At 70.7% G+C, this 23,498-nt stretch carries 27 protein-coding genes; 24 read left to right on the plus strand and 3 right to left on the minus strand.

Annotated elements, in window-relative coordinates; genetic code table 11:
• The first annotated feature begins 41 nt into the window (after positions 1-41).
• The 3 genes from IE212_RS15195 to IE212_RS15205 all read left to right on the plus strand — a co-directional run bounded on the left by IE212_RS15195 (position 42) and on the right by IE212_RS15205 (position 2,953).
• A complete protein-coding gene (locus tag IE212_RS15195) occupies positions 42-1,292 on the plus strand; it encodes an amidohydrolase family protein (RefSeq protein WP_190198363.1) in 1,251 nt (416 codons plus the stop codon).
• Between the two features lie 14 nt (positions 1,293-1,306).
• Positions 1,307-2,212 (plus strand): TIGR03619 family F420-dependent LLM class oxidoreductase, encoded by a 906-nt coding sequence (locus IE212_RS15200; RefSeq protein WP_190198639.1) that lies wholly within the window; start codon positions 1,307-1,309, stop codon positions 2,210-2,212.
• Positions 2,213-2,314: 102 nt separating this feature from the next.
• Positions 2,315-2,953, plus strand: coding sequence for a response regulator transcription factor (locus IE212_RS15205; protein WP_190198364.1), 639 nt, complete (start codon positions 2,315-2,317; stop codon positions 2,951-2,953).
• 19 nt (positions 2,954-2,972) lie between these two features.
• Here the strand turns inward: IE212_RS15205 and IE212_RS15210 are convergent, their stop codons facing one another.
• Positions 2,973-3,764 (minus strand): hypothetical protein, encoded by a 792-nt coding sequence (locus IE212_RS15210; RefSeq protein ID WP_190198365.1) that lies wholly within the window; start codon positions 3,762-3,764, stop codon positions 2,973-2,975.
• 49 nt (positions 3,765-3,813) lie between these two features.
• Positions 3,814-4,557, minus strand: a complete 744-nt coding sequence (locus tag IE212_RS15215; protein ID WP_190198366.1) for a hypothetical protein — start codon at positions 4,555-4,557, stop codon at positions 3,814-3,816.
• A 166-nt stretch (positions 4,558-4,723) separates the two neighbouring features.
• Here IE212_RS15215 and IE212_RS15220 point away from each other — a divergent pair, with 166 nt between their 5' ends.
• From IE212_RS15220 to IE212_RS15235, 4 genes are all read left to right on the plus strand, one after another.
• Positions 4,724-5,494, plus strand: coding sequence for an SDR family NAD(P)-dependent oxidoreductase (locus IE212_RS15220; RefSeq protein ID WP_190198367.1), 771 nt, complete (start codon positions 4,724-4,726; stop codon positions 5,492-5,494).
• A gap of 113 nt (positions 5,495-5,607) precedes the next feature.
• A complete protein-coding gene (locus IE212_RS15225; protein WP_190198368.1) occupies positions 5,608-6,726 on the plus strand; it encodes an LLM class flavin-dependent oxidoreductase in 1,119 nt (372 codons plus the stop codon).
• Between the two features lie 87 nt (positions 6,727-6,813).
• The gene (locus tag IE212_RS15230; protein ID WP_190198369.1) at positions 6,814-8,544 is read left to right on the plus strand and encodes an N-acyl-D-amino-acid deacylase family protein; all 1,731 of its coding nucleotides are present in this window, start codon (positions 6,814-6,816) and stop codon (positions 8,542-8,544) included.
• An 8-nt stretch (positions 8,545-8,552) separates the two neighbouring features.
• On the plus strand, positions 8,553-10,034 hold the full coding sequence (locus IE212_RS15235; RefSeq protein WP_190198640.1) for an aldehyde dehydrogenase family protein: 1,482 nt from the start codon (positions 8,553-8,555) through the stop codon (positions 10,032-10,034).
• 2 nt (positions 10,035-10,036) lie between these two features.
• Here IE212_RS15235 and IE212_RS15240 read toward each other — a convergent pair whose 3' ends face one another.
• Positions 10,037-10,429: a nitroreductase/quinone reductase family protein gene (locus IE212_RS15240; protein WP_190198370.1), complete on the minus strand. Its 393-nt coding sequence runs from the start codon at positions 10,427-10,429 to the stop codon at positions 10,037-10,039.
• Between the two features lie 98 nt (positions 10,430-10,527).
• Here IE212_RS15240 and IE212_RS15245 point away from each other — a divergent pair, with 98 nt between their 5' ends.
• The 17 genes from IE212_RS15245 (at position 10,528) to IE212_RS15325 (ending at position 23,473) form a co-directional block, all read left to right on the plus strand.
• Positions 10,528-11,355: an endonuclease/exonuclease/phosphatase family protein gene (locus IE212_RS15245; RefSeq protein WP_190198371.1), complete on the plus strand. Its 828-nt coding sequence runs from the start codon at positions 10,528-10,530 to the stop codon at positions 11,353-11,355.
• A 349-nt stretch (positions 11,356-11,704) separates the two neighbouring features.
• Complete coding sequence (locus tag IE212_RS15250; protein ID WP_190198372.1) at positions 11,705-11,956, plus strand: hypothetical protein; 252 nt, start codon at positions 11,705-11,707, stop codon at positions 11,954-11,956.
• Between the two features lie 35 nt (positions 11,957-11,991).
• Complete coding sequence (lxmK, locus tag IE212_RS15255) at positions 11,992-13,167, plus strand: class V lanthionine synthetase subunit LxmK (RefSeq protein WP_190198373.1); 1,176 nt, start codon at positions 11,992-11,994, stop codon at positions 13,165-13,167.
• Positions 13,164-14,189 (plus strand): T3SS effector HopA1 family protein, encoded by a 1,026-nt coding sequence (locus IE212_RS15260; protein WP_190198374.1) that lies wholly within the window; start codon positions 13,164-13,166, stop codon positions 14,187-14,189. The genes lxmK and IE212_RS15260 overlap by 4 nt, the downstream gene beginning before the upstream one ends.
• A gap of 80 nt (positions 14,190-14,269) precedes the next feature.
• Positions 14,270-14,461, plus strand: a complete 192-nt coding sequence (locus IE212_RS15265) for an LxmA leader domain family RiPP (protein WP_190198375.1) — start codon at positions 14,270-14,272, stop codon at positions 14,459-14,461.
• Between the two features lie 60 nt (positions 14,462-14,521).
• Positions 14,522-14,698: an LxmA leader domain family RiPP gene (locus IE212_RS15270; protein WP_229864334.1), complete on the plus strand. Its 177-nt coding sequence runs from the start codon at positions 14,522-14,524 to the stop codon at positions 14,696-14,698.
• A gap of 85 nt (positions 14,699-14,783) precedes the next feature.
• Positions 14,784-14,978, plus strand: a complete 195-nt coding sequence (locus IE212_RS15275; RefSeq protein WP_190198376.1) for an LxmA leader domain family RiPP — start codon at positions 14,784-14,786, stop codon at positions 14,976-14,978.
• Between the two features lie 86 nt (positions 14,979-15,064).
• Positions 15,065-15,247 carry an LxmA leader domain family RiPP gene (locus IE212_RS15280; RefSeq protein ID WP_190198377.1) on the plus strand — a complete coding sequence of 61 codons (183 nt, stop codon included), beginning with the start codon at positions 15,065-15,067 and terminating at the stop codon, positions 15,245-15,247.
• An 85-nt stretch (positions 15,248-15,332) separates the two neighbouring features.
• Positions 15,333-15,527: an LxmA leader domain family RiPP gene (locus tag IE212_RS15285; RefSeq protein ID WP_190198376.1), complete on the plus strand. Its 195-nt coding sequence runs from the start codon at positions 15,333-15,335 to the stop codon at positions 15,525-15,527.
• Between the two features lie 86 nt (positions 15,528-15,613).
• A complete protein-coding gene (locus tag IE212_RS15290; protein WP_190198378.1) occupies positions 15,614-15,796 on the plus strand; it encodes an LxmA leader domain family RiPP in 183 nt (60 codons plus the stop codon).
• A 130-nt stretch (positions 15,797-15,926) separates the two neighbouring features.
• On the plus strand, positions 15,927-16,940 hold the full coding sequence (locus tag IE212_RS15295; RefSeq protein WP_190198379.1) for a methyltransferase: 1,014 nt from the start codon (positions 15,927-15,929) through the stop codon (positions 16,938-16,940).
• Positions 16,934-17,821: an ABC transporter ATP-binding protein gene (locus IE212_RS15300; protein ID WP_190198380.1), complete on the plus strand. Its 888-nt coding sequence runs from the start codon at positions 16,934-16,936 to the stop codon at positions 17,819-17,821. The genes IE212_RS15295 and IE212_RS15300 overlap by 7 nt, the downstream gene beginning before the upstream one ends.
• A complete protein-coding gene (locus tag IE212_RS15305) occupies positions 17,818-18,996 on the plus strand; it encodes an ABC transporter permease (RefSeq protein WP_190198381.1) in 1,179 nt (392 codons plus the stop codon). The genes IE212_RS15300 and IE212_RS15305 overlap by 4 nt, the downstream gene beginning before the upstream one ends.
• A 31-nt stretch (positions 18,997-19,027) precedes the next feature.
• Positions 19,028-20,842 carry an ABC transporter ATP-binding protein gene (locus IE212_RS15310; protein WP_190198382.1) on the plus strand — a complete coding sequence of 605 codons (1,815 nt, stop codon included), beginning with the start codon at positions 19,028-19,030 and terminating at the stop codon, positions 20,840-20,842.
• 44 nt (positions 20,843-20,886) lie between these two features.
• The gene (locus IE212_RS15315; protein ID WP_190198383.1) at positions 20,887-21,864 is read left to right on the plus strand and encodes an LLM class flavin-dependent oxidoreductase; all 978 of its coding nucleotides are present in this window, start codon (positions 20,887-20,889) and stop codon (positions 21,862-21,864) included.
• Complete coding sequence (locus IE212_RS15320; protein WP_190198384.1) at positions 21,861-22,541, plus strand: flavoprotein; 681 nt, start codon at positions 21,861-21,863, stop codon at positions 22,539-22,541. Before IE212_RS15315 ends, IE212_RS15320 begins: the two co-directional genes overlap by 4 nt.
• Positions 22,538-23,473, plus strand: a complete 936-nt coding sequence (locus tag IE212_RS15325) for a hypothetical protein (protein ID WP_190198385.1) — start codon at positions 22,538-22,540, stop codon at positions 23,471-23,473. The genes IE212_RS15320 and IE212_RS15325 overlap by 4 nt, the downstream gene beginning before the upstream one ends.
• The last annotated feature ends 25 nt before the right edge of the window (positions 23,474-23,498 follow it).

Genomic DNA, 23,498 nt, shown 5'->3' on the forward strand with positions numbered 1-23,498 from the left:
CATAGCTGACGGTTCGTCAGATCAGCGCTACCGTACATCGCATGGACACCCACGAGAGCCACGAGAGCACGTTTCCGCTGATCATCTCCGTGGACGACCACACCGTGGAGCCCGCGAGCGTCTGGCAGGACCGGCTTCCGGGGAAGTACCGGGAGGCGGGGCCGCGGATCGTCCGGGCGCCCGTCAAGGAGATGACGTTCCTCGGCGGGCGTTTCCGGCCCGTCATGGGTGAGCCCGGGGACGAGGGTCCCGTCGGTGACTGGTGGGTCTACGAGGAACTGCGGCGGCCGCTGACCCGGCTGGACACCGCCGTGGGGTACAGCAGGGACGAGATCAAGCTCGAGGTCATCACGTACGAGCAGATGCGGCCGGGGTCGTACGACGTCCCGGCGCGGCTCGCCGACATGGACGTCAACCACGTCCAGTCGGCCGTCTGCTTCCCGACCTTCCCGCGTTTCTGCGGCCAGACCTTCACCGAGGCCAAGGACCACGAGCTGGGCCTGCTGTGCGTGCGGGCCTACAACGACTGGATGGTGGAGGAGTGGTGCGGGCCGGACGCGCGGGGGCGGCTCATACCTCTCACTCTCATCCCCCTCTGGGACGCGGAGCTGGCCGCCGAGGAGGTCCGGCGGAACGCGGCGCGCGGGGTACGGGCCGTCGCCTTCTCCGAGATACCGCCGTACCTCGGGCTGCCCTCCATCCACGGCGACGGCTGGGACCCGTTCCTCCGGGCGTGCGACGAGACGGGGACCGTCATCGCCATGCACATCGGCAGCAGCAGCCGTATGCCGTCCACCTCGGCCGACGCCCCGCCCGCCGTCGGCTCCACCATCACCTTCGCCAACTGCTGCTTCTCGATGGTCGACTGGCTGATGAGCGGCAAGTTCGAGCAGTTCCCGAACCTCAGGGTGATGTACGCCGAGGGGCAGATCGGCTGGATCCCCTACATCCTGGAGCGGGCCGACGTCGTGTGGGAGGAGAACCGGGCCTGGGGCGGCGTCGAGGACAAGGTGCACCGGCCGCCGTCCGAGCTCTTCGCCGAGCACGTCTACGGCTGCTTCTTCGACGACGCCTTCGGGCTGCGCAACCTCGACGCGATCGGCCTCGCGAACGTCCTCTACGAGACCGACTACCCCCACTCCGACTCCACCTGGCCCAAGTCCCGCGAGGTCGGCGAGGCGCAGATGGGGCATCTGGAGGCGGACGTGGTGCAGCGGATCGTGCGGCGGAACGCCATCGAGTTGCTGGGGCTGACCGACGGGGGGTTGTGGCCGGGCGGTGGTGCGCGGTGAGTCTGTTGTACGGGATGCAGCTTCCCGTCCAGTCGCAGAGCACCCTCTACGCCGAGTCCTGGGAGGCCGCCGCGGGAGCGGAGGACCTTCTCGCCGTCGCCCGCGCCGCCGACCGGGCCGGGTTCGACTATCTCGCGAGCTGCGACCACATCGGCATCCCGCGCCGGCTCGCGTCCTCGATGAGCACGGTGTGGTACGACCCCGTCGCCACCCTCGCCTTCCTCGCGGCGGCCACCGAACGGATCCGGCTGCTCAGCCACGTCGCCGTGGTCGGGCTGCGGCACCCGCTGCTCACCGCCAAGCAGTACGCCACCCTCGACCACCTCAGCGGCGGCCGGCTGATCCTGGGGGTGGGCGCCGGGCACGTCCGGGAGGAGTTCGAGGCGCTGGGCGTGGACTTCGAGCGGCGCGGGGCCGTGCTGGACGAGACGGTCGACGCGCTGCGCGCCGCCCTCGGGGCGCAGGAGTTCCCCGAACACCACGGCAAGCTGTACGACTTCGAGGGACTCGGGCAGCGGCCCCGTCCGGTCCAGGACCGTGTCCCCCTCTGGGTCGGCGGCTCCTCGCCCGCCGCCGTACGACGGGCCGCGCTCAAGGGCGACGGGTGGCTGCCGCAGGGGGATCCGAGGGACCGGCTGCCGGGGCAGGTCGAGCGGATACGCAGGCTGCGGGAAGAGGCCGGGGTTGAGGGGCCGTTCGTCCTCGGTGCCATCGCCGAGCCCCTGTACGTCGGGGAGCCGCGCTGGGACGTGGGGCGGCGGACGGTCAGCGGGCCGCCCGAGGTGATCGCCGAGTCGCTGCGGGCGTACCGGGCGATGGGAGTGGATCAGGTGCAGGTGCGGTTCCGAAGCCGCGGGCGGGCCGAACTTGTAGACCAGATAGGGGAGTTCGGGGCGGAGGTCGCGCCGCTGCTGTCGTAAGCGCATTCCTTGAAAACTTGAACACGTCCACGCCGGGACCCGTACGTACTGACGTACGGACACGTACGGACACGTACGGCTTCGGCGGAAGGACACAATGACGTGCGCACTTCCCGGAAACTCTCCGTCGCTCTCGCCTGCCCCGAGGGCCACTGGCCGCATCCCGACTGGCCCGCACCGGACGACCCGTACGTCGAGCGAGTGGTGAGCCTGCGCCCGCCACCGCCCTTCCGGGTGCCGGACGGTGTGGACGTCGTGGTCCTGCACTGCACCGAACCACTGGCCGAGTTGAGGGAGTTGAGGGCGGGAGCCGTCCCGGTGATCGTGGTCGCACCGCACCGGGACGCCGAGACCGTGGTGGAGGTGTTCCGAGGGGGCGCCGGATATCTGGTCGAGGGCGACTACTGCACCTGCATGCTCTCCTCGGCCGTCGTCCAGTCCACCGTCGGGCACACCTACCTCTCCCCGGCGGCGTGCGCGGCCCTGCGCGACGGGGCCCGGCGGGCAGCCGTTCCGGACGCCGCGACGGAGCGGCTGCGGGGGCTGCTCTCCCCGCGTGAGCGGCAGATCATGGAGCTGCTGTCGACCGGTCTTGGCGCGCAGGAGATCGGACTGCGATTACGGCTGAGCGAGAAGACCGTGCGCAACAACCTCAGCAACATCTACGCCAAGCTGGACGCCCGCGGCAGCACGGACGCGGTCCTGAGGTGGCTGGGAGCCGCGCCCGTGCTTCGCATCTGAGAACCTCCGGGTCGACCGGCTACGGCGCCGGTATCTCCGAGAGCGGGATGTCGACGTCGGTGACGTTCTCGCCGCCCTCACCGAAGCCCGGTTCGGACCTGAGGGCGCGCGTGGAGTTCAGCAGCCCCGCGGCCTCCGGCGTGCCGCACTTCACGTTGCGCAGCCACAGGCGCCCGTCGGGGGTTCCGTTCTTCAGAATCTGCGGATAGAAGACGTGCACACTCGTGCCGCCCTCACTCGGCGAGAAGAACACCTTCTGGCCGTCCTGCGGCTCCTTGTACGTGGCTCGCAGGAATCCGCTCACGTCGGTGCGTTTCGCCGACCACATGAAGAAGGCGACGCTGTCCGCCTGCACGGTGTCCGTCCTGCTGAACGCCAGGCCGGTCGTCTTGTCGTCACGCGTGATGTTGATTTCCGAGGTGTTGAACTTCAGGCCGATCTCGAAGAAGGAGTTGCCGAGCTTCGTGTCGGCGGCGGCCGTGAATCCGTCCTCCAGCTGAATGACCCTGGTGACGGACGTGCTCACGTCGAAGGTCTTCGAGGCGGTGCTCGTCGATCCGCAGTTGTCGGTCACCGCGGAGACCCGCTGGTTCGGCCCGAGACTGTCCCGCTTGACCTGGACGTCGACAAACTCGCAGTTCTCCAGCTTGTCGGAGTCCGCCGAACAGTCGGCGCTCACTTCGGAGGGGGTGGCGGCACCCGCCGGGTTCATCAGCGGTACGGCCACCGCTACGGCCGCCACAGGGGCCAGGGCGAGGGTGATGCGCTTCTTCCTGCTCCGGTGGCTTCTCTTGCGGCCTGCGCGTGTCATGGCTCTCTCCTGTGGGGGATGGGGGTGGTGGAAGAGGGGCGGTGGGGAGTCAGCAGTCGGTCAGCACGGCCTTGGAGGTGCCGTCCACGACACCGGGGGCACCCGCCGCGCCCGGCAGCACGACCGGCCCCTCGACGACCTCCGGTGCCGCGAAGTTCTGCTCCGGTGTGGCGTTGGTGGTGGTCGTCGCCTCACGGGCGTCGATCCGCACCCGCCATTCGCCCGTCATGCGCTGCATCTTCGGCGTGAACTCCATGTGGAGCACCTTGCCGACCGGCACTTCCCGCTGTTCCGTATCGCCGGCGGTCGCCGACTTCAGGGTGAGGTCGAGGGTGCCCTTGTGCTTTAGCCAGGATCCGCTCAGCGCCCCGAAGAGCCCCCCGCCGCCGCCCTGCTGGGTGACGGTGTACTTGCCCTGGCCCTGGGCCGTCGTCGCCGTCCAGGTGATCGACGCCTTCGCCGGTTCGGTGGCGCCCGGTTCGCAGTTGGGGAAGTCGACGGAGGCCTTCTCGGTCGGGCCGTCGAAGGTCTCGAAGCCCGTCTCGACGAACTCGCAGTTGTCCGACTCGAAACCCGGTCCGGCGACCGGGTGGCCGCCGAAATCGAAGATGGACTGCTGCTTGCCGTTGAGCACCTTCGCCCGCTGGCACATCGTCATGATCTGCTCGGGTGTCTTCTCGTCGGCGGCGTTCGCCGACGGCAGCAGTACGGCCGCCACGGCTCCGCCGGTCACGAGGGCCGATCCGATCGCGACGATCCTGATCTTTCTGTTCCTGAGTTTCCTCTTGGCCATGAGCCAGATCCTGGGCGGTCCTGACGAGCCCCGACAGGGTCAAACATCCCTACTTGCCGGTCACGTGATATTCGCCTCAGCAACGTCCAGGACTTGCATCTGACGTAGCGTCAGATATGTCGCTACGATGCGGAGCCCACCGAGTCCACCCGTGAAGGGGGCCGCAATGGGCAAGCTCGACGGTCGGGTCGTCATCGTCACCGGCGCCGCACGCGGACAGGGCGAGCAGGAGGCCCGGCTGTTCACGGCCGAGGGGGCCCGGGTGGTCGTCGCGGACGTCCTCGACGACCAGGGCGAGGCCCTGGCGAAGGAGATCGGCGCGAAGTACGTCCATCTCGACGTCGGCCGGGAGGACGACTGGCAGGCCGCCGTCGCCGCGGCCAAGGACGCGTACGGTCATGTCGACGGGCTCGTCAACAACGCCGGCATCCTGCGCTTCAACACCCTCCTGGACACCCCCCTCGACGAGTTCATGCAGGTCGTGCGGGTCAACCAGGTGGGCTGCTTCCTCGGCATCCGGGCCGTCGCCCCGGAGATGTCCGACGGCGGCACGATCGTCAACACGTCCTCCTGCACGGGCCTGACCGGGATGGCGGCGGTCGGCGCGTACGCGGCGACCAAACACGCCGTGGTCGGCCTGACCCGGGTCGCCGCCCTGGAGCTGGCCGGGCGGGGAATCCGTGTCAACGCCGTCTGCCCGGGGGCCGTCGACACGGCGATGTCCAACCCGGCGCGGCTGGATCCGGGCGCGGACCCGGAGGCGACGGCGAAGGGGCTCGACCGGCTCTACCGCAAGCTCGTGCCGCTCGGGCGGGCGGGGCGGCCGGAGGAGGTGGCCCGGCTCGCCCTCTTCCTCACCTGCGAGGACTCGTCGTACATCACCGGGCAGCCGTTCGTGATCGACGGAGGGTGGCTGGCCGGAGTCAGCGTCGTATGAGCTGACGGGCCGTCAGCTATTGACGCCCATGGGGGCCGGTGGAACAGTCGGAGCCATCGATCTGACGGCACGTCAGATGCGCGTCGGATATGACCTTGGGGCGGTGAATCTCCTTGGAATTCGGGGTCTTCGTACAGGGATACGTGGGCAAACGGGCCGAGACCGACCCGCTCGCCGAGCACAAGGCGCTGATGGAGGAGACCGAGTACGTCATCCAGGCCGACAGGTCGGGCTTCAAGTACGCCTGGGCTTCCGAGCACCACTTCCTGGAGGAGTACTCGCACCTCTCCGCCAACGACGTCTTCCTCGGGTACCTGGCACACGCCACCGAGCGAATCCACCTGGGCTCCGGGATCTTCAACCCGCTGGCGCCGGTCAACCACCCGGTGAAGGTCGCCGAGAAGGTGGCCATGCTCGACCACCTCAGCGAGGGACGGTTCGAGTTCGGCAGCGGGCGGGGTGCGGGGTCCCACGAGATCCTCGGGTTCCTGCCGGGGATCACCGACATGAACCACACCAAGGAACTCTGGGAGGAGACCATCGCGGAGTTCCCCAAGATGTGGCTCCAGGACGAGTACGAAGGCTTCCAGGGCAAGCACTGGTCGCTGCCGCCGAGGAAGGTCCTGCCGAAGCCGTACGGCAGGTCACACCCGGCGATGTGGTACGCGGCCGGGTCGCCGCCGTCGTACGCCATGGCCGCGCGGAAGGGGCTCGGCGTGCTCGGCTTCAGCGTGCAGAAGGTCTCCGACATGGAGTGGGTGCTGGAGCAGTACAAGACGGCGATCGTCGACGCGGAGCCCGTCGGGGACTTCGTCAACGACAACGTGATGGTGACGACCACGGCGATCTGCGCGCCCACCCACGAGGAGGCGGTGCGGATCGCGGCGAACGGCCAGTTGCACTACCTGCCGTCGCTGGTGTTCCGCTACCACGACACGTTCCCGCGGCCCGAGGGGTTCCCGGTGTGGCCGCAGACGCTGCCGGAGTACACCGAGGAGTTCGTCGAGGTGCTCATCGAGGAGGAACTGCTGATCTGCGGGGATCCGGACGAGGTGCTGGCTCAGTGCCGGCGGTGGGAGCGGGCCGGGGCGGATCAGCTGAGTTTCGGGTTGCCGGTGGGGGTGCCGAAGGAGGAGACGCTGCAGACGCTCCGGCTGGTCGGGGAGTACGTGATTCCCGAGATCGATACGGATCCTGTGCATCGGACTTCGCGGCTCCGGGGGGTTGCGTGATCGCCGCGGGCGGGTGCGGGTGGCTCGTGGCTGGTCGCGCAGTTCCCCGCGCCCCTGAGGCGACGGACTCAAGGGAGTTGAGGGCTCATGCTTGATCACGTCATCAAGGGGGCGACGGTCGTCGATGGGAGCGGTGACTCCGCCTTCACCGCCGATGTCGGCATCGGGGACGGCCGGATCGCCGTCATCGGTCAGGTCACCCAGGAAGCCCGCAGCACCGAGGACGCCACCGGCCTCGTCCTCACCCCCGGCTTCGTCGACCCCCACACCCACTACGACGCGCAGCTCTTCTGGGATCCGTACGCCACCCCTTCCCTCAACCACGGGGTCACCACCGTCGTGGGTGGGAACTGCGGTTTCACGCTCGCGCCCCTGCATCCCGACCGGCCCGAGGACGCCGACTACACGCGGCGGATGATGTCCAAGGTCGAGGGCATGTCGCTGGTGGCGTTGGAGGAGGGGGCGCCCTGGAACTGGCACGGGTTCGGGGAGTATCTCGATGCCCTTCAGGGGCGGATCGCCGTGAACGCCGGGTTCATGGTGGGGCACTGCGCGCTGCGGCGGTACGTGATGGGGCCGCAGGCCGTGGGCGGGCGGCCGGCCCCGGAGCAACTGGCCGCGATGGTGCGGTCGCTGCGCGAGGCCATGGACGCCGGGGCGTGGGGACTGTCCACCACCCAGTCGACCAGCCACTCGGACGGCGACGGGAAACCGGTCGCCTCCCGGCACGCCGAGCCGGCCGAACTCCTGGCCCTGTCCCGGGCCGTCGGAGAGCACGAGGGCACGCAGATCGAGGCGATCGTCGCGGGCTGCCTCGATCAGTTCAGCGACGCCGAGATCGACCTGTTCGTGGAGATGAGCGCGGCGGCGGGGCGGCCGCTCAACTGGAACGTGCTCACGATCGACGCGGCGGTGCCCGAGCGGGTGCCCCGGCAGTTGCTCGCGAGCGAGCAGGCGCGGAAGGCGGGCGGCAGGGTCGTGGCCCTGACCATGCCGATCCTCACACCGATGAACATGTCGCTGGGGACGTTCTGCGCGCTGAACCTCATACCCGGCTGGGGTCCGGTCCTCGGGCTGCCCGTGCCCGAGCGGATCCGGAAGCTGCGTGACCCCGACGTACGGGCAGAACTGCTGCGACGCGCGAACTCCAAGGATGCGGGGGTCTTCCGGCGGCTCGCGAACTTCGGGCGGTACGTCATCGGCGACACCTACAGCGAGGCGAACGCCGGACTGACCGGCCGGGTCGTGAAGGACATCGCCGAGGAGCGCGGCCAGGAGCCCTTCGAGTGCCTCGTCGAGATCTGCGCCAACGACGAGCTGCGTACGGTGCTGTGGCCGATGCCCTCCGACAACGACCCGGCGTCCTGGGCGCTGCGGGCGGAGACCTGGCAGCACGAGGACGTCCTGCTCGGCGGGTCCGACGCGGGCGCCCACCTGGACCGGATGTGCGGGGCGCCGTACACGACCCGCTTCCTCGGGGACTGTCTGCGCGGCCGGAAGCTGGTCGGTCTGGAGCAGGCCGTGAAGATGCTGACCGACGACCCCGCCCGGCTCTTCGGGCTGCGCGAACGGGGGCGGGTGCGGGAGGGCTGGCACGCGGATCTCGTCCTGTTCGACCCCGAGCGGATCGACGCGGGCCCCGCCACCCTGGTGCACGACCTGCCGGGTGACAGCCCCCGGCTGGACTCCCGGGCGCTCGGCGTGCGGGCGGTGTGGGTCAACGGCGTCGAGGCGATCCGGGACGACCTGGTGACGGGCGCGGTGCCGGGCCGGGTGCTGCGGTCCGGCCGGGACACCGAGACGGTGAGCACCCGGTGAGCCAGGTGATGGCCCGGCAGGCGCTGTTCGTCGGCGGCTCCTGGGTGGAGCCGGACGGCGGGCACTACGAGGTGACCGACCCGGCCACTGAAGGGACCGTCGGGTGGGCGCCGGAGGCCTCACGGGACCAGGTGCGGGCGGCCTGCGCCGCGGCCCGCGAAGCCTTCGGGCCGTGGTCGCGCACGGCGCCGGAGGAGCGGGCCGCGATCCTGGCCCGGGCGGCGCGGATCATCACCGATCGCGGCGCGGAGTACGCGAAGCTCGCCCAGGCCGAGACGGGGGCGACCACCCGCACCGCACGCGGGATGCAGGTCGGGGTCGCCGCCGCACGCTTCCGGCGCTACGCGCGCGTGGAACCCGCCGAGTGGGCGATCCCGCCGCAGATCAACGAAGCGGGGCATGGGGGCACCTCCCACGCCCTCAAGGCAGTGGGGGAGGGTAAGGCGGGCGTCATGGGCGCGCTCGCCGTCCGTCAGCCCGTCGGGGTCGTCGCCTGCGTCACCTCGTACAACAACCCCTGGGCCAACCCGGCCGGCAAGATCGCCCCGGCGCTGGCCATGGGCAACACGGTCGTGGTGAAGCCTGCTCCGCAGGACCCGCTCTCCGTCTACCGGATGGCGCGGGCACTGGAGGCGGCGGGTGTCCCCCGGGGCGTGGTCAACGTGGTGTCGGGCCGGTCGCAAGGGGTCGGCGAGGCGGCCGTGGACTCGCCGGACGTCGACATGGTCAGCTTCACCGGCTCCACGGCGGTCGGGCAGCGCATCGCCGAGGTGTGCGGCCGCGGCATGAAGCGGCAGCTGATGGAGCTGGGCGGGAAGGGCGCCGCGCTCGTCTTCGACGACGCCGACCTGCGTTCGGCCGTCGCCGGGATCGGCACCACCTTCTCCTTCTACAGCGGGCAGATCTGCACGGCGCCGACGCGGGTGCTGGCGCAGCGGGGCGTGTACGACCGGCTGGTGGAGCAACTGAGCTCGTACGCTGCCCGGTTGAAGGTCGGGGACCCGAAGGAGCCGGACACGGTCGTCGGGCCGGTGATCTCGGCGGCGCACCGGGACCGGGTGGAGTCGTACGTCGAACTCGGCCGGAAGGAAGGCGCGGTGGTCGTCACGGGCGGCGACCGCCCCGCACTGCCGGCCGGCTTCTACGTCACCCCCACCCTCCTCGCCGACTGCACCAACGACATGCGCGTGGCCCGCGAGGAGATCTTCGGCCCGGTGGTGGTCGTGATCCCCTTCGACGACGAGGAGGAGGGCATCGCCCTCGCCAACGACACCGACTACGGCCTGATCGACTACGTCTGGTCGGGGGACGTGGCCCGTGCCTTCCGGGTGGCGCGGCGGCTCCGGGCCGGCGGGGTGGGCGTGAACACCGTCGGGCGGAACATGGAGGCCCCCTTCGGTGGCTTCAAGAGGAGCGGCGTCGGCAGGGACGTCGGCTCCTACGCGCTGCACGCCTACAGCGAGGTACAGGCCATCGTCTGGCCGGGCTGACCTCAGTCCGCCAGGTCCACCCGTACGGTCAGCAGGCCCGTGCCGATCACCCGCACCGCCGTACTGTTGAGCCGGGGCAGCCGCCGCAGTCGCGCCACCGGATCGTCCTTGGGCATCAGATGCGCGGTCCCCTCGTGCCACCGCCCCCGGATCCGCACCCGTACCCGCGGATCGGCCTTGATGTTGCGCACGTACTGCGACCGTTCGCCGAACTCGGACACCAGCCAGAAGGCGTCCCCGACGCGGCGGCCGCCCACCGGCGTTTGACGGGGAAGTCCCGAGACGCGGCCCGTGGTCTCCAGGACCGTCTGGAGGGGCAGACGGCGCAGCAGCGGGTTGACGCGGCGCTGAACGGACGTGGCGGCACGGAACCGCAGGTCGGTGAGGCGGGACATCGTCGGCGGGTCTCCTTCGGCGCGAGGCTCACGGTTTCTGCAACGGCTCCTGCTTCAATGATCCCCCTGACGCGGCGGGACGAGAGCGGGTGCTGTGCATGCGGATCGTGACCTGGAACCTGTGGTGGCGCTTCGGACCCTGGCAGGCGCGGCAGAAGGCGATCCTCACGGCCCTGCGGGAGCTGCGGCCGGATGTCGTGGGCCTGCAGGAGGTGTGGGCCGCCGACGGGGAGAACCTCGCCGAGTGGCTGGCCGGTGAGCTGGGGCTGCACTGCGCCTGGGCCCCCTCGCCCGCGCCGGAGCGCTGGCGGCGGCGGATCGGGGACCCCACGGTGGACATCGGCAACGCCGTCCTCAGCAGATGGCCGGTCGTGGACCGGGACGTGCTGCCGCTGCCCGCCCCGGCGGAGCTGGACGACGGGCGGCTGGCCCTCTACGCCCGCATCGCCGCCCCGGACCACGAAGTCCCCTTCTTCACCGTGCACTTCACCTCAGTCGTGCATGCCTCGGCGGTCCGATGCGGCCAGGCCGCGGCGCTCGCCGGGTTCGTCGCACGGCACCGGGGTGACACTCCCTTCCCGCCCGTCGTCACCGGCGACCTCAACGCCTGGCCCGACTCCGACGAGGTCCGCCTCCTCGGCGGCTTCAGGACCGCCCCCGCCGTGCCCCGCCAGGTGCTGCTCGACGCCTGGGAGTACGCCGACCCGGCCGCCCCCGCCGCCACCTGGGACGCCGCCAACCCGTACGTGGCGGCGACCTACGGACCCAGCGTGCGCATCGACTACATCCACGTGGGCCCGCCCGGCCCCGGCGGACTCGGCCGCGTGCGGCAGGTGCGGCGGGCCTGCGACGGCCCGGTGGACGGGATCTGGCCCTCCGACCACGCGGCGGTGGTGGCCGACCTGAGCGAGGACACCGGCTCGTGAGGGCAGCGGTCGCTGTCCGGCCCGGCCGCCTTCGGCGACCTCCTCGACGTGCGCGAGATCCGCTCGATCGTGTTGTGGGAAGGCCGGCATCGGCGAGCTGACCGAGGAGCATCTCCTCGAACCGTTCGAGGTCGTCTACGGCCGGCGGTCGCGCTGCTCTGCGCGAGATCTCATGCACCGATGTATCCAGCCGGCTTAACCGAGGCGAGTCTGTTCCGCAGGCCCGCGCAGCACCCCCTTTGACACTGCATCAAGCTGACTGGCCCGTGCAGCAACATGACATCGCTTCCCCTGGAGTGAGTGTCCGGCGGCTGACAGAGTGTTCTGCAGAGGAACTCAAGGGGGAAACATGAGCAGGAAATTTCACAGTGCCGTTTCGAAGTCTGTTCGCGTCGGCGCGACGGTTGCCGCGGCACTGGTGATTTCCGGGTCGTCGATGCTGGCCGGAAATTCATTCGCGGCAGACAATGAGCCGGCCGCACCTTCCGCCACGCTTTCCGGTGGGGAAATCCCCGGTTTCGTCGAGCATCTTGTCGCCGAGGTCTCCGAAATTCCGGGGAACGTCGTCCACACACCCGGCCCGGTCAACGGCTGGCAGTAGGCCGACCTGTCAACGCTTCGGACTTGTGAGGGCTTGTGGAGAAGAACAATGCGGCGGGGTTCAAGCCGCGAGATCTGGACGAAGTCCCGTCCGTGGACGCGCTCCTCGTGGAACTGGGGACAGGTCCTTTTGTCCGGGACACCCTGGCGGCTCCGGTCGGCCGGAACGACTCCTGGACCGGCGTTACCACCAGCGGGCGGAAGGTCTTCGTCAAGCACCTGATCGGGACGGGCCCGGACGTCCGGTCCCGCATGCGCCGGCTGCTGTCGTTCGAGCGTTTCGCCGAGGGGCTGCCTACGGCGGCGTTGCGCGGCCCGGCATTCCTCGGCGCCGACGAGACGGCCGCTCTGGTGGCCTACGAATACGTCGAGGGCGCGCGCAGCGGTGCGGAGTTGATGATCGACGAAACATTCGGTCCGGAACTCGCGGAGAATATCGGCAGGGCGATCGGACTGCTGCACGGGGCGTCCGCACCGGATTCCGTTGAATTCGACGTTTCGCTGCCGTTCCATCCCCCGTCGGGATTCCTCCGAGGACTTCCGCTGCCGGTGTTCGAGTCGCTGAGTTTCGCGGAACTCCAGGGTTGGCGGCTCATGCAGACCGACACGTCACTGGTCGAGGCCATCGGGGAATTGCGGGCCCGGGAGCGAGAGGCACCCAGGGTGCCGTCCCACTGCGATCTGCGCGTCGACCAGTTTCTGGTGACGGGCGACGACTTCCTGGTGACGGACTGGGAGGAGTTCCGGCTGGCGGACCCGGCCCGTGATGTCGGCGCCTTCGCCGGCGAGTGGCTGCACCGTTCGATCCTCGACATCGTCACCACGCGCGGCGACTCGGTGTTCGCGGACATCGAGCTGACACACGAGGCGGTGCTCAGCCGCGGGGTGGAGAAGCTGCAACGACTCCTGCCACTGGTACGCGCCTTCTGGCACGGCTACCGGCAGGTCCGTCCTGACCTGGACGGCTCGCTCGCCACCCGGGCCACGGCGTACGCCGGCTGGCATCTGCTCGACCGGCTGATGGCCGGCGCGTCCCGGACGTCCAGGCTGTCCGGCATCGAGCGGGCGGCGGCGGGAATCGGCCGGGCGGCGCTCATCACCCCGGAGAGGTTCGTGACCACGCTCGGATTCGAGGACCACCCCGGCGAGGCCACCAGCGAAGGCAGCGACCAAGGCACCCACGAACGTGCCTGGGAAGGCAGAGCGGCATGAGCGAGAGACGGCCGGCCACCGTGCCGAGCGGGTTGGCGCCACGGCTGCGGGACGCCCTCGACCGGGTGAGAGTCGCACCGGACCGCGCCCGTGCGTGGGTGGACGACCGCCTGGTCGAGGCGGACAGCCCGCGGGAGATGCGCCGACTGCTGGCGGAAGCCCTGTACGACATCCTGCACGCCGGGCAGTTCGTGGAGAAGGGAGCCCTGTCGTTCCGCCTGCGTGACACGGCCTTCGAGCGTGTCCTCGGAGCGGCGGTTCCGCACGAGCGCAGCACCGCGCGTGCCCGGGTGCACATTCCCGCGGCCGGGGACGACGGCACGGAGCCGCGCGCCCTGGTCGAGCGGGACGGGGTGCGGGTGTGGGTGCCCTCCGCGAGCATCCGGGAGGACGGCCCACTCGCCGCCGGTCAGGTGGTGACCCTCGACGTGCCGGCACGCCGGCCGGCGCTGTCACCCGGGTTCTTCGTGGTGGACGGCTCGCTGCCGCGCAGTCCGCACCGTGAACTGCTGCGCGTGTACGTCCACATCGAGCGCTGGGAGGACGCCGCCGCGGTGTGGGCGGGGGCGCTCGGCCACCTGGAGGACCACGGGGTGGCGTACCGCTCGAAGATCCTCTCGGCCAAGGCCCTGTATCCCCGGCGGGACGCCCTGGTGGTCTACCTGGGACAGGAGATGTGGCCGCAGGTGCCCCGGCTGGCCGAGGCGTTGCGGGGTCTGTCCGGAATCGGGCGGGAGACCTCCGTGTTCGCCGACACGGTGGCTCCCGGCGTGGCCGTGGCCCTGGAACCCGGGGACAACCGGCCCGGGATGTCCGGTCTCAGCTTCGGCCAACACCGGGCCACCGCGCTGGCCCAGGCCCTGCTCGACAGCGCGGCCGACGGAACGCCCCTGGAAGGGACCGTCGTCGCCCGCTTCACCGAGGCGGGAATCGACCCCGCCCGTCCGGCGCGCAACAGCGCCTCCCCTGAGTTTCCGGCGGTGCTGGAAAGCCCGCAGGATGCCGGCCTCGTGTCCGCCTGAAGTGAGATTCCGGGCGCCGTAAGGCCGTTACGCCGAGATTCCGGCACCGACGAACGCATCACGATAGCGAGGAGAACTCAATGGACAAATCTGTGGCGATCATGGAGCTCGTTTCGAACTATGACGCCTACGCGGACGTCGAAGAGCTGAACATCTCGGCGGCTACCGACGCCCCGGCGACCACCCCGGTGTGCGCCGCCACCGCCAGCTCCGCCCCGTGCGCCGCCGCCGCGAGCGCCGTCAGCGCCGTCACCTACCACAAGGGCTGCTGACCGGTCGCTCTGCCGCCGCCGGCATCAGGCCGGTAACGACTGTCGGCCGAAGAGCCGGCAGTGACCACCGCGATCACGGAGCTGATGGCCGGTTACGAGGCCTGCAGCGATGTACGTGAGCTGAATGTGACGGCCGCCGCCGAGGCGCCCGCCACCTCGCCCGCCTGCATCGCCGGTGCCACCGCCAGTTTCGTCGCCAGCCGGTTCTCGGCGCGCACGATCGACGGCGGTTGCTGAACCGAGGAACTCTCCGCTTTCCGCAGTGACGGCGTCCGCGTTCCCGGGCGCCGGTGAACAGAGACCGATCAAGAAGGAGAACCCGATGGACAAGTCTGTGGCGATCATGGAGCTCGTTTCGAACTACGACGCCTACGCGGACGTCGACGAGCTGAACATCTCGGCGGCTGCCGACGCCCCGGCGACCACCCCGGTGTGCGCCGCCAGCGTCGCCAGCTCCAGCTGGTGCGCCGCCTCCGCGAGCGCCGTCAGCGGCGCCACCTACGAGCTGACCTGCTGACCGGTCGCTCCCCAGTCTGCCGGCATCAGGCCGGTAGTGACTGTCGGCCGAAGAGCCGGCAGTGACCGCATGGAGAGGGAATCCCCATGGAGAAGACCACCGCGATCATGGAGCTGATGGCCGGTTACGAGGCCTACAGCGATGTACGTGAGCTGAATGTGACGGCCGCCGCCGAGGCGCCCGCCACCTCGCCCGCCTGCATCGCCAGCGCCACCGCCAGCTTCGTCGCCAGCCAGTTCTCGGCGCGCACGATCGACGGCGGCTGCTGAACCGAGGAACTCTCCGCTTTCCGCAGTGACGGCGTCCGCGTTCCCGGGCGCCGGTGAACAGAGACCGATCAAGAAGGAGAACCCGATGGACAAGTCTGTGGCGATCATGGAGCTCGTCTCGAACTACGACGCCTACGCGGACGTCGACGAGCTGAACATCTCGGCGGCTGCCGACGCCCCGGCGACCACCCCGGTGTGCGCCGCCAGCGTCGCCAGCTCCAGCTGGTGCGCCGCCTCCGCGAGCGCCGTCAGCGGCGCCACCTACGAGCTGACCTGCTGACCGGTCGCTCCCCAGTCTGCCGGCATCAGGCCGGTAGTGACTGTCGGCCGAAGAGCCGGCAGTGACCGCATGGAGAGGGAATCCCCATGGAGAAGACCACCGCGATCATGGAGCTGATGGCCGGTTACGAGGCCTACAGCGATGTACGTGAGCTGAATGTGACGGCCGCCGCCGAGGCGCCCGCCACCTCGCCCGCCTGCATCGCCAGCGCCACCGCCAGCTACGTCGCGAGCCAGTTCTCGGCGAAGACGATCGCCGGCGGCTGCTGATTGTGGCGTGCCGGCCGACCGGCCGCAGAACGTCTTCCGTTCACCGCGGCCGGTCGCCCGGCGGTCTTCCCCCTCCTCCCCCTGCGACCGATCAACCCCGTTCACCCGCACACCAGATGGGAACCGACCGATGGCACATCAATCGGACCCCGGAGATCTGCTGAAGATGGCGGACCTCCTGACACCCGCCGCGATCCGTGCCGCGGCCACCCTCCGCCTGGCGGACCATCTCGGCGCCGGCACAGGAGATGTGGCGAAGCTGGCGGAACTCACCGGCACCCGCCCGGACCTGCTGGAACTGCTGCTGCGTCACCTTCGGGCGCAGGGGGTTCTCACGTGCGACGACGACGGGGTGTATAGCGTCACCGAACTCGGCGAGAGGCTGCGCGAGGACCATCCGGAGAGCTTGCGGGGCCACTTGACCATGGACGGCCTGCACGGACGAGCCGCCCTCGCGCTGGTGAACCTCCTGCACACCGTGCGCACCGGGGAACCGGCCCACGAGACGGTCTTCGGGCGCGGCTACTGGGAGACCGTCAACGAGGACCCCGACTTCGTCGAGGCACTGGAACAGAGCGCCACCGGCCAGCAGCTCGGCTGGGGCGCCGAGCTGATCCTCGACAGTTACGACTGGAGCCGGGTCGGCCGGGTCGTCGACGTGGGAGGCCACAGCGGCACGATCCTGATGGAACTGCTGCGCCGGCACCCTCACTTGAACGGCACGCTGGTCGATCTGAAGAACGTCGCCGAGGTCGCCGGACGAAGGTTCGCGGCCGCGGGGCTCGCGGACCGGACCGAGGTGGTGGTGGGCAGCTTCTTCGAACCGCTGCCCGCGGGCGGCGACGTCTACCTCCTGTCGGCGGTCCTCGCCGACTGGCCGGACGAGCGCGCCACTGCGATCCTGCGCCGCTGCGCCCGAGCGGCGGGCCCCGACGGGAAGGTGCTGCTGGCCGAGGTGAACCTGCGCGTCCCGCGCGAGATACCCGAGTCGGCGGCCCTTGAGCTGTGGCTGCGCGCCACGATGCCGGCTCCCGTGCGCAGCGTCGAACAGCTGAAGGCGCTGGCCGCCGCCGCCGGTCTCCGCCTGGTCTGGGAGGGCCCGGCGACATCCGTCCGCTCGATCCTGGAGTTCTCGCCGTGCTGACTTTCGACGCCGTCGACAAGAGCTTCGGCGGCCGGCGAGTGCTCGACGCTCTCACCTTCGACGTGCGCCCCGGCGAGATCTTCGGGTTCTGCGGCGCCAACGGGGCCGGCAAGACCACCGCGATGCGGATCGCGCTCGGCGTGCTGGAAGCGGACTCCGGCTCGGTCCGCTTCAACGGCGCCGATGTCGACGCGCACTCCCGGCGGCGCTTCGGATACATGCCGGAGGAACGGGGCCTCTACGCCAAGATGACCCCCCTCGACCAGCTGGTCCACTTCGCGCGGCTGAGTGGCATCCCGCGCCGGGAGGCTGCTCGGCGGGCCGCCGAGTGGCTCGAGCGGCTGGGCGTGGTGGCCGGTCCCAGGGACGCCCTGGAGAAGCTGTCCCTCGGCAACCAGCAGAAGGTCCAGCTGATCGCCGCCCTGATCCACGACCCGGCCGTACTGGTCCTCGACGAACCGTTCTCGGGACTGGACCCGGTGGCCGTGGACGCCATGGCGGAGGTGCTGCTGCAGTCCGCCCGCGAAGGAGTGCCGGTCGTCTTCTCCAGCCACCAGCTGGAACTGGTGGAACGGCTGTGCGACCGGGTCGGGATCCTGCGCGGCGGACGCCTGGTCGCCGAGGGCACCGTGGACGAGCTGCGTCGCGCCGCCGATCCCGGCCGGCCGCGTCTTTCGGTGACGGACGTACCCCCGCGGTGGGCCGACGCCCTTCAGGGCGCCCGGGTGCTGGCCGAGGAGGACGGCGTCGTCACCCTGGAGCTGGAGTCCGACCGTGCGGCGCAGGCTGCCCTGGCCGCGGCGCAGTCCGCGGGCCGGGTGGAGTCCTTCGGCCGGCACGAGCCCGCACTGGCCGACATCTTCCGGGAGGCGGTGGCATGAACCGCGACCAGCGTACGGACCTGGCGCTCATCAGGATCGTCGCGGCCCGTGAGGTCACCCGGCAGCTGCGCAACAAGGCCTTCTGGGCATCGGTGATCGTGACCGCCGCGATGCTGTGCCTGTCGTTCTCGCTGACCGATGTACTCAAGGGCGACGGGGAGAGCCCTCCGGCCGTGGGCGTCGTCGGTGAGGGGAGCACGGTCGCCGCGGCGCTGCGCCCCCAGGTCACGGTCGAGAAGTACACGGACACCGGCACCGCCCGGACGGCCCTTCGGGACGAGGCGGTCGATGCCGTGGTGCTGCGGGACGGCGGTGTACTGGTCCTGCGGAACCTGTCGGCCGAACTGGGCCGTACGATCCAGCAGGCCCAGCAGACGGCAGAGCAGGTCGAAAGGCTCAAGGAGCTCGGCGCGGCGCGGGAGGAGACCGAGCGGGCGATCGTACCGCCGGCGCTCAGGGTCAGCGCCCTCGACGCGGACGCCGGCGTGGTCCAGGAACGGACGATGACCGCGGGGATCGGGGTGTTCCTGCTTTTCACCCTGATGCTCATATCGGGGCTGGGCATCGCCCAGGGAGTCGCCGAGGAGAAGTCCAGCCGCATCGTCGAGGTGCTGCTGGCGAAGGTCCGGGCCTGGCACCTGCTCGCCGGCAAGATCGTCGGCCTTGGTGCGGCCGCGCTGGTGCAGATCGTGCTGATGATGACGGCCGTGCTGACGGCGGCCATCGGCTTCGGAGTGCTGAAGGCCCCGCTGAACGCCGTCGGTACCGCCGCCAACCTGCTGCTGTGGTTCGTACCGGGCTACGTCCTGTTCGTGACCCTCTACGCGGTGGCCGGTGCGCTGGTCTCCCGCCAGGAGGACGTAAACCACGTCATAGGGCCGGTGAACATGCTGCAGATGCTGAGCCTGGCGGGCCCGGCGCTGGCGGTGCGGCCCGCCCCGGACGACGCGCTGCTGACCGTCGTCTCGATGACACCCGGCCTGTCCTGGGCCGCGATGCCGATGCGCATGGCGGTCACCGAGGTGCCGTGGTGGCAGGCGCTCGCCGCCTTCGCGCTGATGCTGCTGGCGATCGCCGCACTGGTGAGGTTCGGCGGCCGGATCTACCGCGGCGGACTGCTCAGGTACGGCGGGATCGTCAAGGTCGGAGAGGCTCTGCGCGGTGCAGCACACTGAACGACCCGTCCAGGAGGGGGAGTCGGGCACGATGAAGGCAACGACGAGCACGGACGCGGCGACCGCCGCGCCCGCGGCCGGAGGCACGGGCGCCGAGGAGTCGCAGCAGCTGCGTGTCCTGCGTGAACTCACCCGTGGCAGGGCGGCGCAGACCTGCGCCGTCGCCCTGCTCGCACTGGTCTCCGCGGCGGCCACGCTGGCCCTGCCGATGGTGGTGGGCAGACTGCTGGCCGTCATCCAGCGCGGCGACAGTCCGACCTGGTGGGTCGTGGCGATGGTCGGGGCGGGTCTGGGTTCGGCCGCCGCCGGGGCACTGGCCGCCTATCTGCTGGGGCTGATGGGCCGGGAACTCATCCGCGGACTGCGCGTGCGCACCATGCGGCACTCGCTGGAACTGCGGCTGCAGGACAGCCGGACCGAAGGGTCCGGCAATCTGGTGGCACGGCTGACCGCGGACGCGGCCATGGTCAAGAACCTGGTCGACATCGGCCCCATCCAGCTGCCGATGGCCGGCATCACGGTACTGGGCACGCTGGTCATCATGGGCCTGCTCGACTGGGTCCTGCTGTCGATCACGGTGCTGGCCTTCGTGGTGGCCGTGGGGCTCATCGCCCTGGTCGTCAGGGGCCTGCGCCGCCGGTACACGGCCGTCCAGGGCGAGATCGGGGCGCTCGCGCAGCAATTCGTCGCCGCCCTGGACTCGCTGACCATCATCAAGGCCTGCCGGGCCGAGAGGATCGTCGGCGACCGGCTCGCCGCTCGCGCCGGCGAGGTGGCGCGGCTGGAGACCGGCGCGGCCCGGATGGAATCCCTGATGGTCCCGATCATCAACCTCGGTCAGCAGATCGCCCTGGTCAGCGTGGTCATCGGTGGCGGCAGCCGGATGCTCGACGGCCATCTGCCACTGGCCGACTTCATCTCCTTCCTGCTGTACCTGCTGCAGCTCACCGCACCGCTGATCATGGCGGCGTCCGGTGTGAGCGGTCTGCAGATGGGACTTGTGGCCCGCAAGCGGTTCGAAGCGCTGTTCGCCCTGCCGACGGAGACGGCGGCACGGGCCGCCACGGTACCGCCGGGGCGCGTCCCCACGTCCCCCGAGGACGACGCCCCCACGGCCGTACGCTTCGAGGACGTCGTGTTCGCCTACGACGGTCACCCCGTGCTGCGGAACGTGGATCTGACGGTCCCGCCGCACGGTCTCACCGCCCTGGTCGGACTCTCCGGATCGGGCAAGACCACGGCCCTGGGCCTGGTCGAGGGCTTCATGGAGCCGGACTCGGGGCGCATCGAGGTGCTGGGCCGTCCCCTGGCGGACTGGCCGCTGGACGAACTGCGTTCCCGGATCGCCTATGTCGACCAGTCCAGCACGCTGCTGCAGGACACCGTCCGGGAAAACCTGCTGCTCGGCCGGACGGACGAGCCGTCCGACGCGGACCTGATGGCGGCCCTCGACCGGGTCGGCCTGGCGGAGGAGATCCGGCGGCTGCCCCAGGGGCTGGACACGGTCCTGGGAGGCGCGGCCGATCTCTCCGGCGGCCAGCGCCAGCGGCTCGCGCTGGCCCGAGCGGTACTGGCCGACGCCCGGCTGGTGCTCCTCGACGAGCCCTCCTCACACCTGGACTCGGTGAACGAGCGGAAACTTCGGGACGTGGTGGACGAACTGGCCGTGGACCGCGCCGTGCTGGTCGTCGCCCACCGCATCTCCACGGTCCAGCACGCCGACCGCGTGATCGTGCTGGACGCCGGCCGGGTGGTGGACCAGGGCACGCACATGAACCTCCTCGACCGGTGCCCCGACTACGCCGACCTGGTGAGCGGGCAGGTCCTCAGCACCGTCTCCCGATGACCGCGGCCAGGAGCCGACCGTACGACCAGGCCAGGAGCCGTCCCATGACCGACCGGACCGACAGCGTGTACTCCGTACTCATGCCCTTCGCGCCGCCGCGGCCCGAACAGATCCTGCCGTTCGCCGCGCTCACCCAGTGGAGCGGCGCGCACCGCCTGTGGCAGGGCCAGGCCATGCTCAACCAGCCGCACCAGGCCTTCGCCTACGCCGCCGCGTCCGGCTTCCGGGTTCCGGTGGGACTCGGCGTGACGCTCATGCCGTTCACCCACCCTTACGAGGCGGCGCTCCAGGCCCAGTCGCTGGCGGCGGCGACCGGGCATTCCGTGGTGGCGGGCTTCGGACCGGGCGCGGCGGTGCTCCAGCGCAGCATGTGCGGAGCCCCTTACCGCAGCCCGCTCGCCGCGTCACGCGAGTACCTCACCGCCGTGCGCGGCTTGCTCGACGGCGAGTCGGTCGAGCAGGACGGCACGTACTTCACCTGCCACGGAAAACTGCTCCCCGTGCCGCGGCCGCCCATCGAGGTGGGCCTGGGTGTGCTGCGTCCCGGGATGGCACGGCTGGCGGGCGAAGTGGCCGACACGGCCATCACCTGGCTCACCCCCGCAGCCTATCTGCGCGACACCATCGTGCCCGCGCTGCGCGAGGGTGCCGAGGCGGCGGGACGCCCGGTCCCGCGCCTGGTCTCCATCGTGCCCGTGGCCCTGGCGGAAGCGGACCGCGACCCGGCGGCCCTTGCGCTGGCGAGCAACATCGGCCACCTCCGGCTGCCGCACTACGTCGACATGCTCCGCCGCTCCGGCATCCGCACCGACACTTCCGATCCGGCTGCGGGTGCGGCCGCTCTGGTCGAGGGACGGGCCTTCCTCTACGGGGAGCCCAAGGTGCTCGCCGAGGAGTTCGCGGCGTACCGGGAGGCGGGGGTCGACGAGATCGTGCTCAACGTGACCGGTGTGAACGGCATGTACGGCAGCCGGACCGCGCTGCGGGAGCTGGAGACCGTCCTCGCCGAGGTGACGTCATGACGCACAGCCGCCTTCCGGGGACCGCGGTGCCGGACGCGCAGGCGCCCGAGCTGCGCGTCGAGCGGCTGCTGGTGGTCACCGCCGGTTCCGCCTTCGCCACCGGGATGCCGTACTGGATCGACTGGCTGCGCCTGTCCTACCCGGAGCTGGCCGTCAAGATGGTGCTCACCGCCAGCGCCCGGCGGTTCGTCACCCGTCAGGCGCTGGCCGGGCGGCTGCACCGGCACGGTGAGGTGCTGTTCGACGAGTGGCCCGAGGACGAGGGGACGGCCCGGCACGTCGAACTGGCCGAGTGGGCCCAGGCGGTCGTGGTCTATCCGGCGACCTTCCACTTCACCGCCCGGCTGGCGCTGGGGCTGGCCGACTCGCCCGCACTGCTGGCCTGTCACTGCACCCGGGCCCCGGTCGCAGTGGCCCCGGCGCTGCCGCCCGGCGGGCTGGAGAGCGCCGCTTTCCAGACGCACTGGGCTGCGCTGACCGCCCGCCCCAACGTCGTCCTCGTCCCGCCCCACCCAGGTGTCAGCATGACCACCGGTCGTGCCGACGCGTGGGTCCCACCCCTGTTGCCGGAGGTCATAGACATGTTGGAGAAGCGCCGCGCCCAGTTGGAGGCGGGCCGTCCGCACCGGGACCCCAGGACCCCGGGTGAGTTCGTCGCTGACCTGGTCCACCCGTGAGCGATCTGCGAGCGGTCGCGGAGACGACCGCACAGGACCAAGGCCCGCACCAGGACGTTCCGGGGGCCTCCGCGGTCGCCGAGTACGGCACCGATCTGCTGCGCACGTCCGTGCGCGCCCTGCCCGGTGGCCACGAGTGGATCAGGACCCCCGGCCCGTCGGCGCCCGAGCCGTTCCGGCCCGTCACCGGTCCGGCGGGCCGTGCGGTGGCGGTGGGCGGCGACGGCGCGGCCCTCCTGACGGTGGGCAGGCCGGTCGGTGAGGGCAGGCTCTACACGGTCGAGGGCGGGGAGTCGGTCGCGAACCGGCTGCTGTCCGCGGGGCCGTCGCCGCAGTTGCGGGAGCCGCTGCGCGGCCTCGGTCTGGCGCTGCGACGGCTGCACGACGGTGGGCCTCCGCCGGTGGCGGAGCGGCTCGGCCCGCCTCGGGGCCTGGTACGTCTGGACACCTGGCTGGACGGGCGGGCGCCGGTCCCCCGCGCCGCGTACGTCGGTGTCCAACTGCGGACGCGACTGGGACCGCGACGCTGGTCCCGTGCCGTCGACTGGAGCCGCGGCATCACCGAGGACACCGACGTGACCCTGGTGCACGGGGCTCCCGGACTCGGCTCGCTGGTCGCCGGGAGCGGCGTCGGCCCGGACGCCCTGTTGACGGGCGAGGACCTGGCCGTGGCCCCCTGGTACTTCGACCTGGGCTGGGTTCTGGGTGAACTGGTCGAGCTGAGGTGGCAGTTGGGTGGAGACCAGGAGGGCTGGCAGCTGTTGCTCGAGGCGCTCTTCGACGGCTACGGCCGGGACCTCGGCGACGAGTGGAGCCGGGCGGCCGCCCTGCGGATCCTGCTGCACGTCCACGACATCGCCGCCTACGTCGGCTGGCACACCGCGGGGTTCGACCACTACGCGACCTTCCTGACGTTCCTTTTCGATCTGTGACCGGCGCGGCCCACCGCCCAGCGGG

This window comes from Streptomyces djakartensis, assembly GCF_014651075.1.
Classification (GTDB): Bacteria; Actinomycetota; Actinomycetes; order Streptomycetales; family Streptomycetaceae; genus Streptomyces; species Streptomyces djakartensis.

Excerpts from the sequence above, each read along its gene's own strand:
- IE212_RS15195 (WP_190198363.1), top strand. The coding sequence starts at position 42 with ATGGACACCCACGAGAGCCACGAGAGCACGTTTCCGCTGATCATCTCC.
- IE212_RS15200 (WP_190198639.1), top strand. The coding sequence starts at position 1,307 with ATGCAGCTTCCCGTCCAGTCGCAGAGCACCCTCTACGCCGAGTCCTGG.
- IE212_RS15210 (WP_190198365.1), bottom strand. The coding sequence starts at position 3,764 with ATGACACGCGCAGGCCGCAAGAGAAGCCACCGGAGCAGGAAGAAGCGC.
- IE212_RS15215 (WP_190198366.1), bottom strand. The coding sequence starts at position 4,557 with ATGGCCAAGAGGAAACTCAGGAACAGAAAGATCAGGATCGTCGCGATC.
- IE212_RS15220 (WP_190198367.1), top strand. The coding sequence starts at position 4,724 with ATGGGCAAGCTCGACGGTCGGGTCGTCATCGTCACCGGCGCCGCACGC.
- IE212_RS15230 (WP_190198369.1), top strand. The coding sequence starts at position 6,814 with ATGCTTGATCACGTCATCAAGGGGGCGACGGTCGTCGATGGGAGCGGT.
- IE212_RS15235 (WP_190198640.1), top strand. The coding sequence starts at position 8,553 with ATGGCCCGGCAGGCGCTGTTCGTCGGCGGCTCCTGGGTGGAGCCGGAC.
- IE212_RS15240 (WP_190198370.1), bottom strand. The coding sequence starts at position 10,429 with ATGTCCCGCCTCACCGACCTGCGGTTCCGTGCCGCCACGTCCGTTCAG.
- IE212_RS15245 (WP_190198371.1), top strand. The coding sequence starts at position 10,528 with ATGCGGATCGTGACCTGGAACCTGTGGTGGCGCTTCGGACCCTGGCAG.
- IE212_RS15250 (WP_190198372.1), top strand. The coding sequence starts at position 11,705 with ATGAGCAGGAAATTTCACAGTGCCGTTTCGAAGTCTGTTCGCGTCGGC.
- IE212_RS15260 (WP_190198374.1), top strand. The coding sequence starts at position 13,164 with ATGAGCGAGAGACGGCCGGCCACCGTGCCGAGCGGGTTGGCGCCACGG.
- IE212_RS15265 (WP_190198375.1), top strand. The coding sequence starts at position 14,270 with ATGGACAAATCTGTGGCGATCATGGAGCTCGTTTCGAACTATGACGCC.
- IE212_RS15275 (WP_190198376.1), top strand. The coding sequence starts at position 14,784 with ATGGACAAGTCTGTGGCGATCATGGAGCTCGTTTCGAACTACGACGCC.
- IE212_RS15280 (WP_190198377.1), top strand. The coding sequence starts at position 15,065 with ATGGAGAAGACCACCGCGATCATGGAGCTGATGGCCGGTTACGAGGCC.
- IE212_RS15285 (WP_190198376.1), top strand. The coding sequence starts at position 15,333 with ATGGACAAGTCTGTGGCGATCATGGAGCTCGTCTCGAACTACGACGCC.
- IE212_RS15290 (WP_190198378.1), top strand. The coding sequence starts at position 15,614 with ATGGAGAAGACCACCGCGATCATGGAGCTGATGGCCGGTTACGAGGCC.
- IE212_RS15295 (WP_190198379.1), top strand. The coding sequence starts at position 15,927 with ATGGCACATCAATCGGACCCCGGAGATCTGCTGAAGATGGCGGACCTC.
- IE212_RS15305 (WP_190198381.1), top strand. The coding sequence starts at position 17,818 with ATGAACCGCGACCAGCGTACGGACCTGGCGCTCATCAGGATCGTCGCG.
- IE212_RS15310 (WP_190198382.1), top strand. The coding sequence starts at position 19,028 with ATGAAGGCAACGACGAGCACGGACGCGGCGACCGCCGCGCCCGCGGCC.
- IE212_RS15315 (WP_190198383.1), top strand. The coding sequence starts at position 20,887 with ATGACCGACCGGACCGACAGCGTGTACTCCGTACTCATGCCCTTCGCG.
- IE212_RS15320 (WP_190198384.1), top strand. The coding sequence starts at position 21,861 with ATGACGCACAGCCGCCTTCCGGGGACCGCGGTGCCGGACGCGCAGGCG.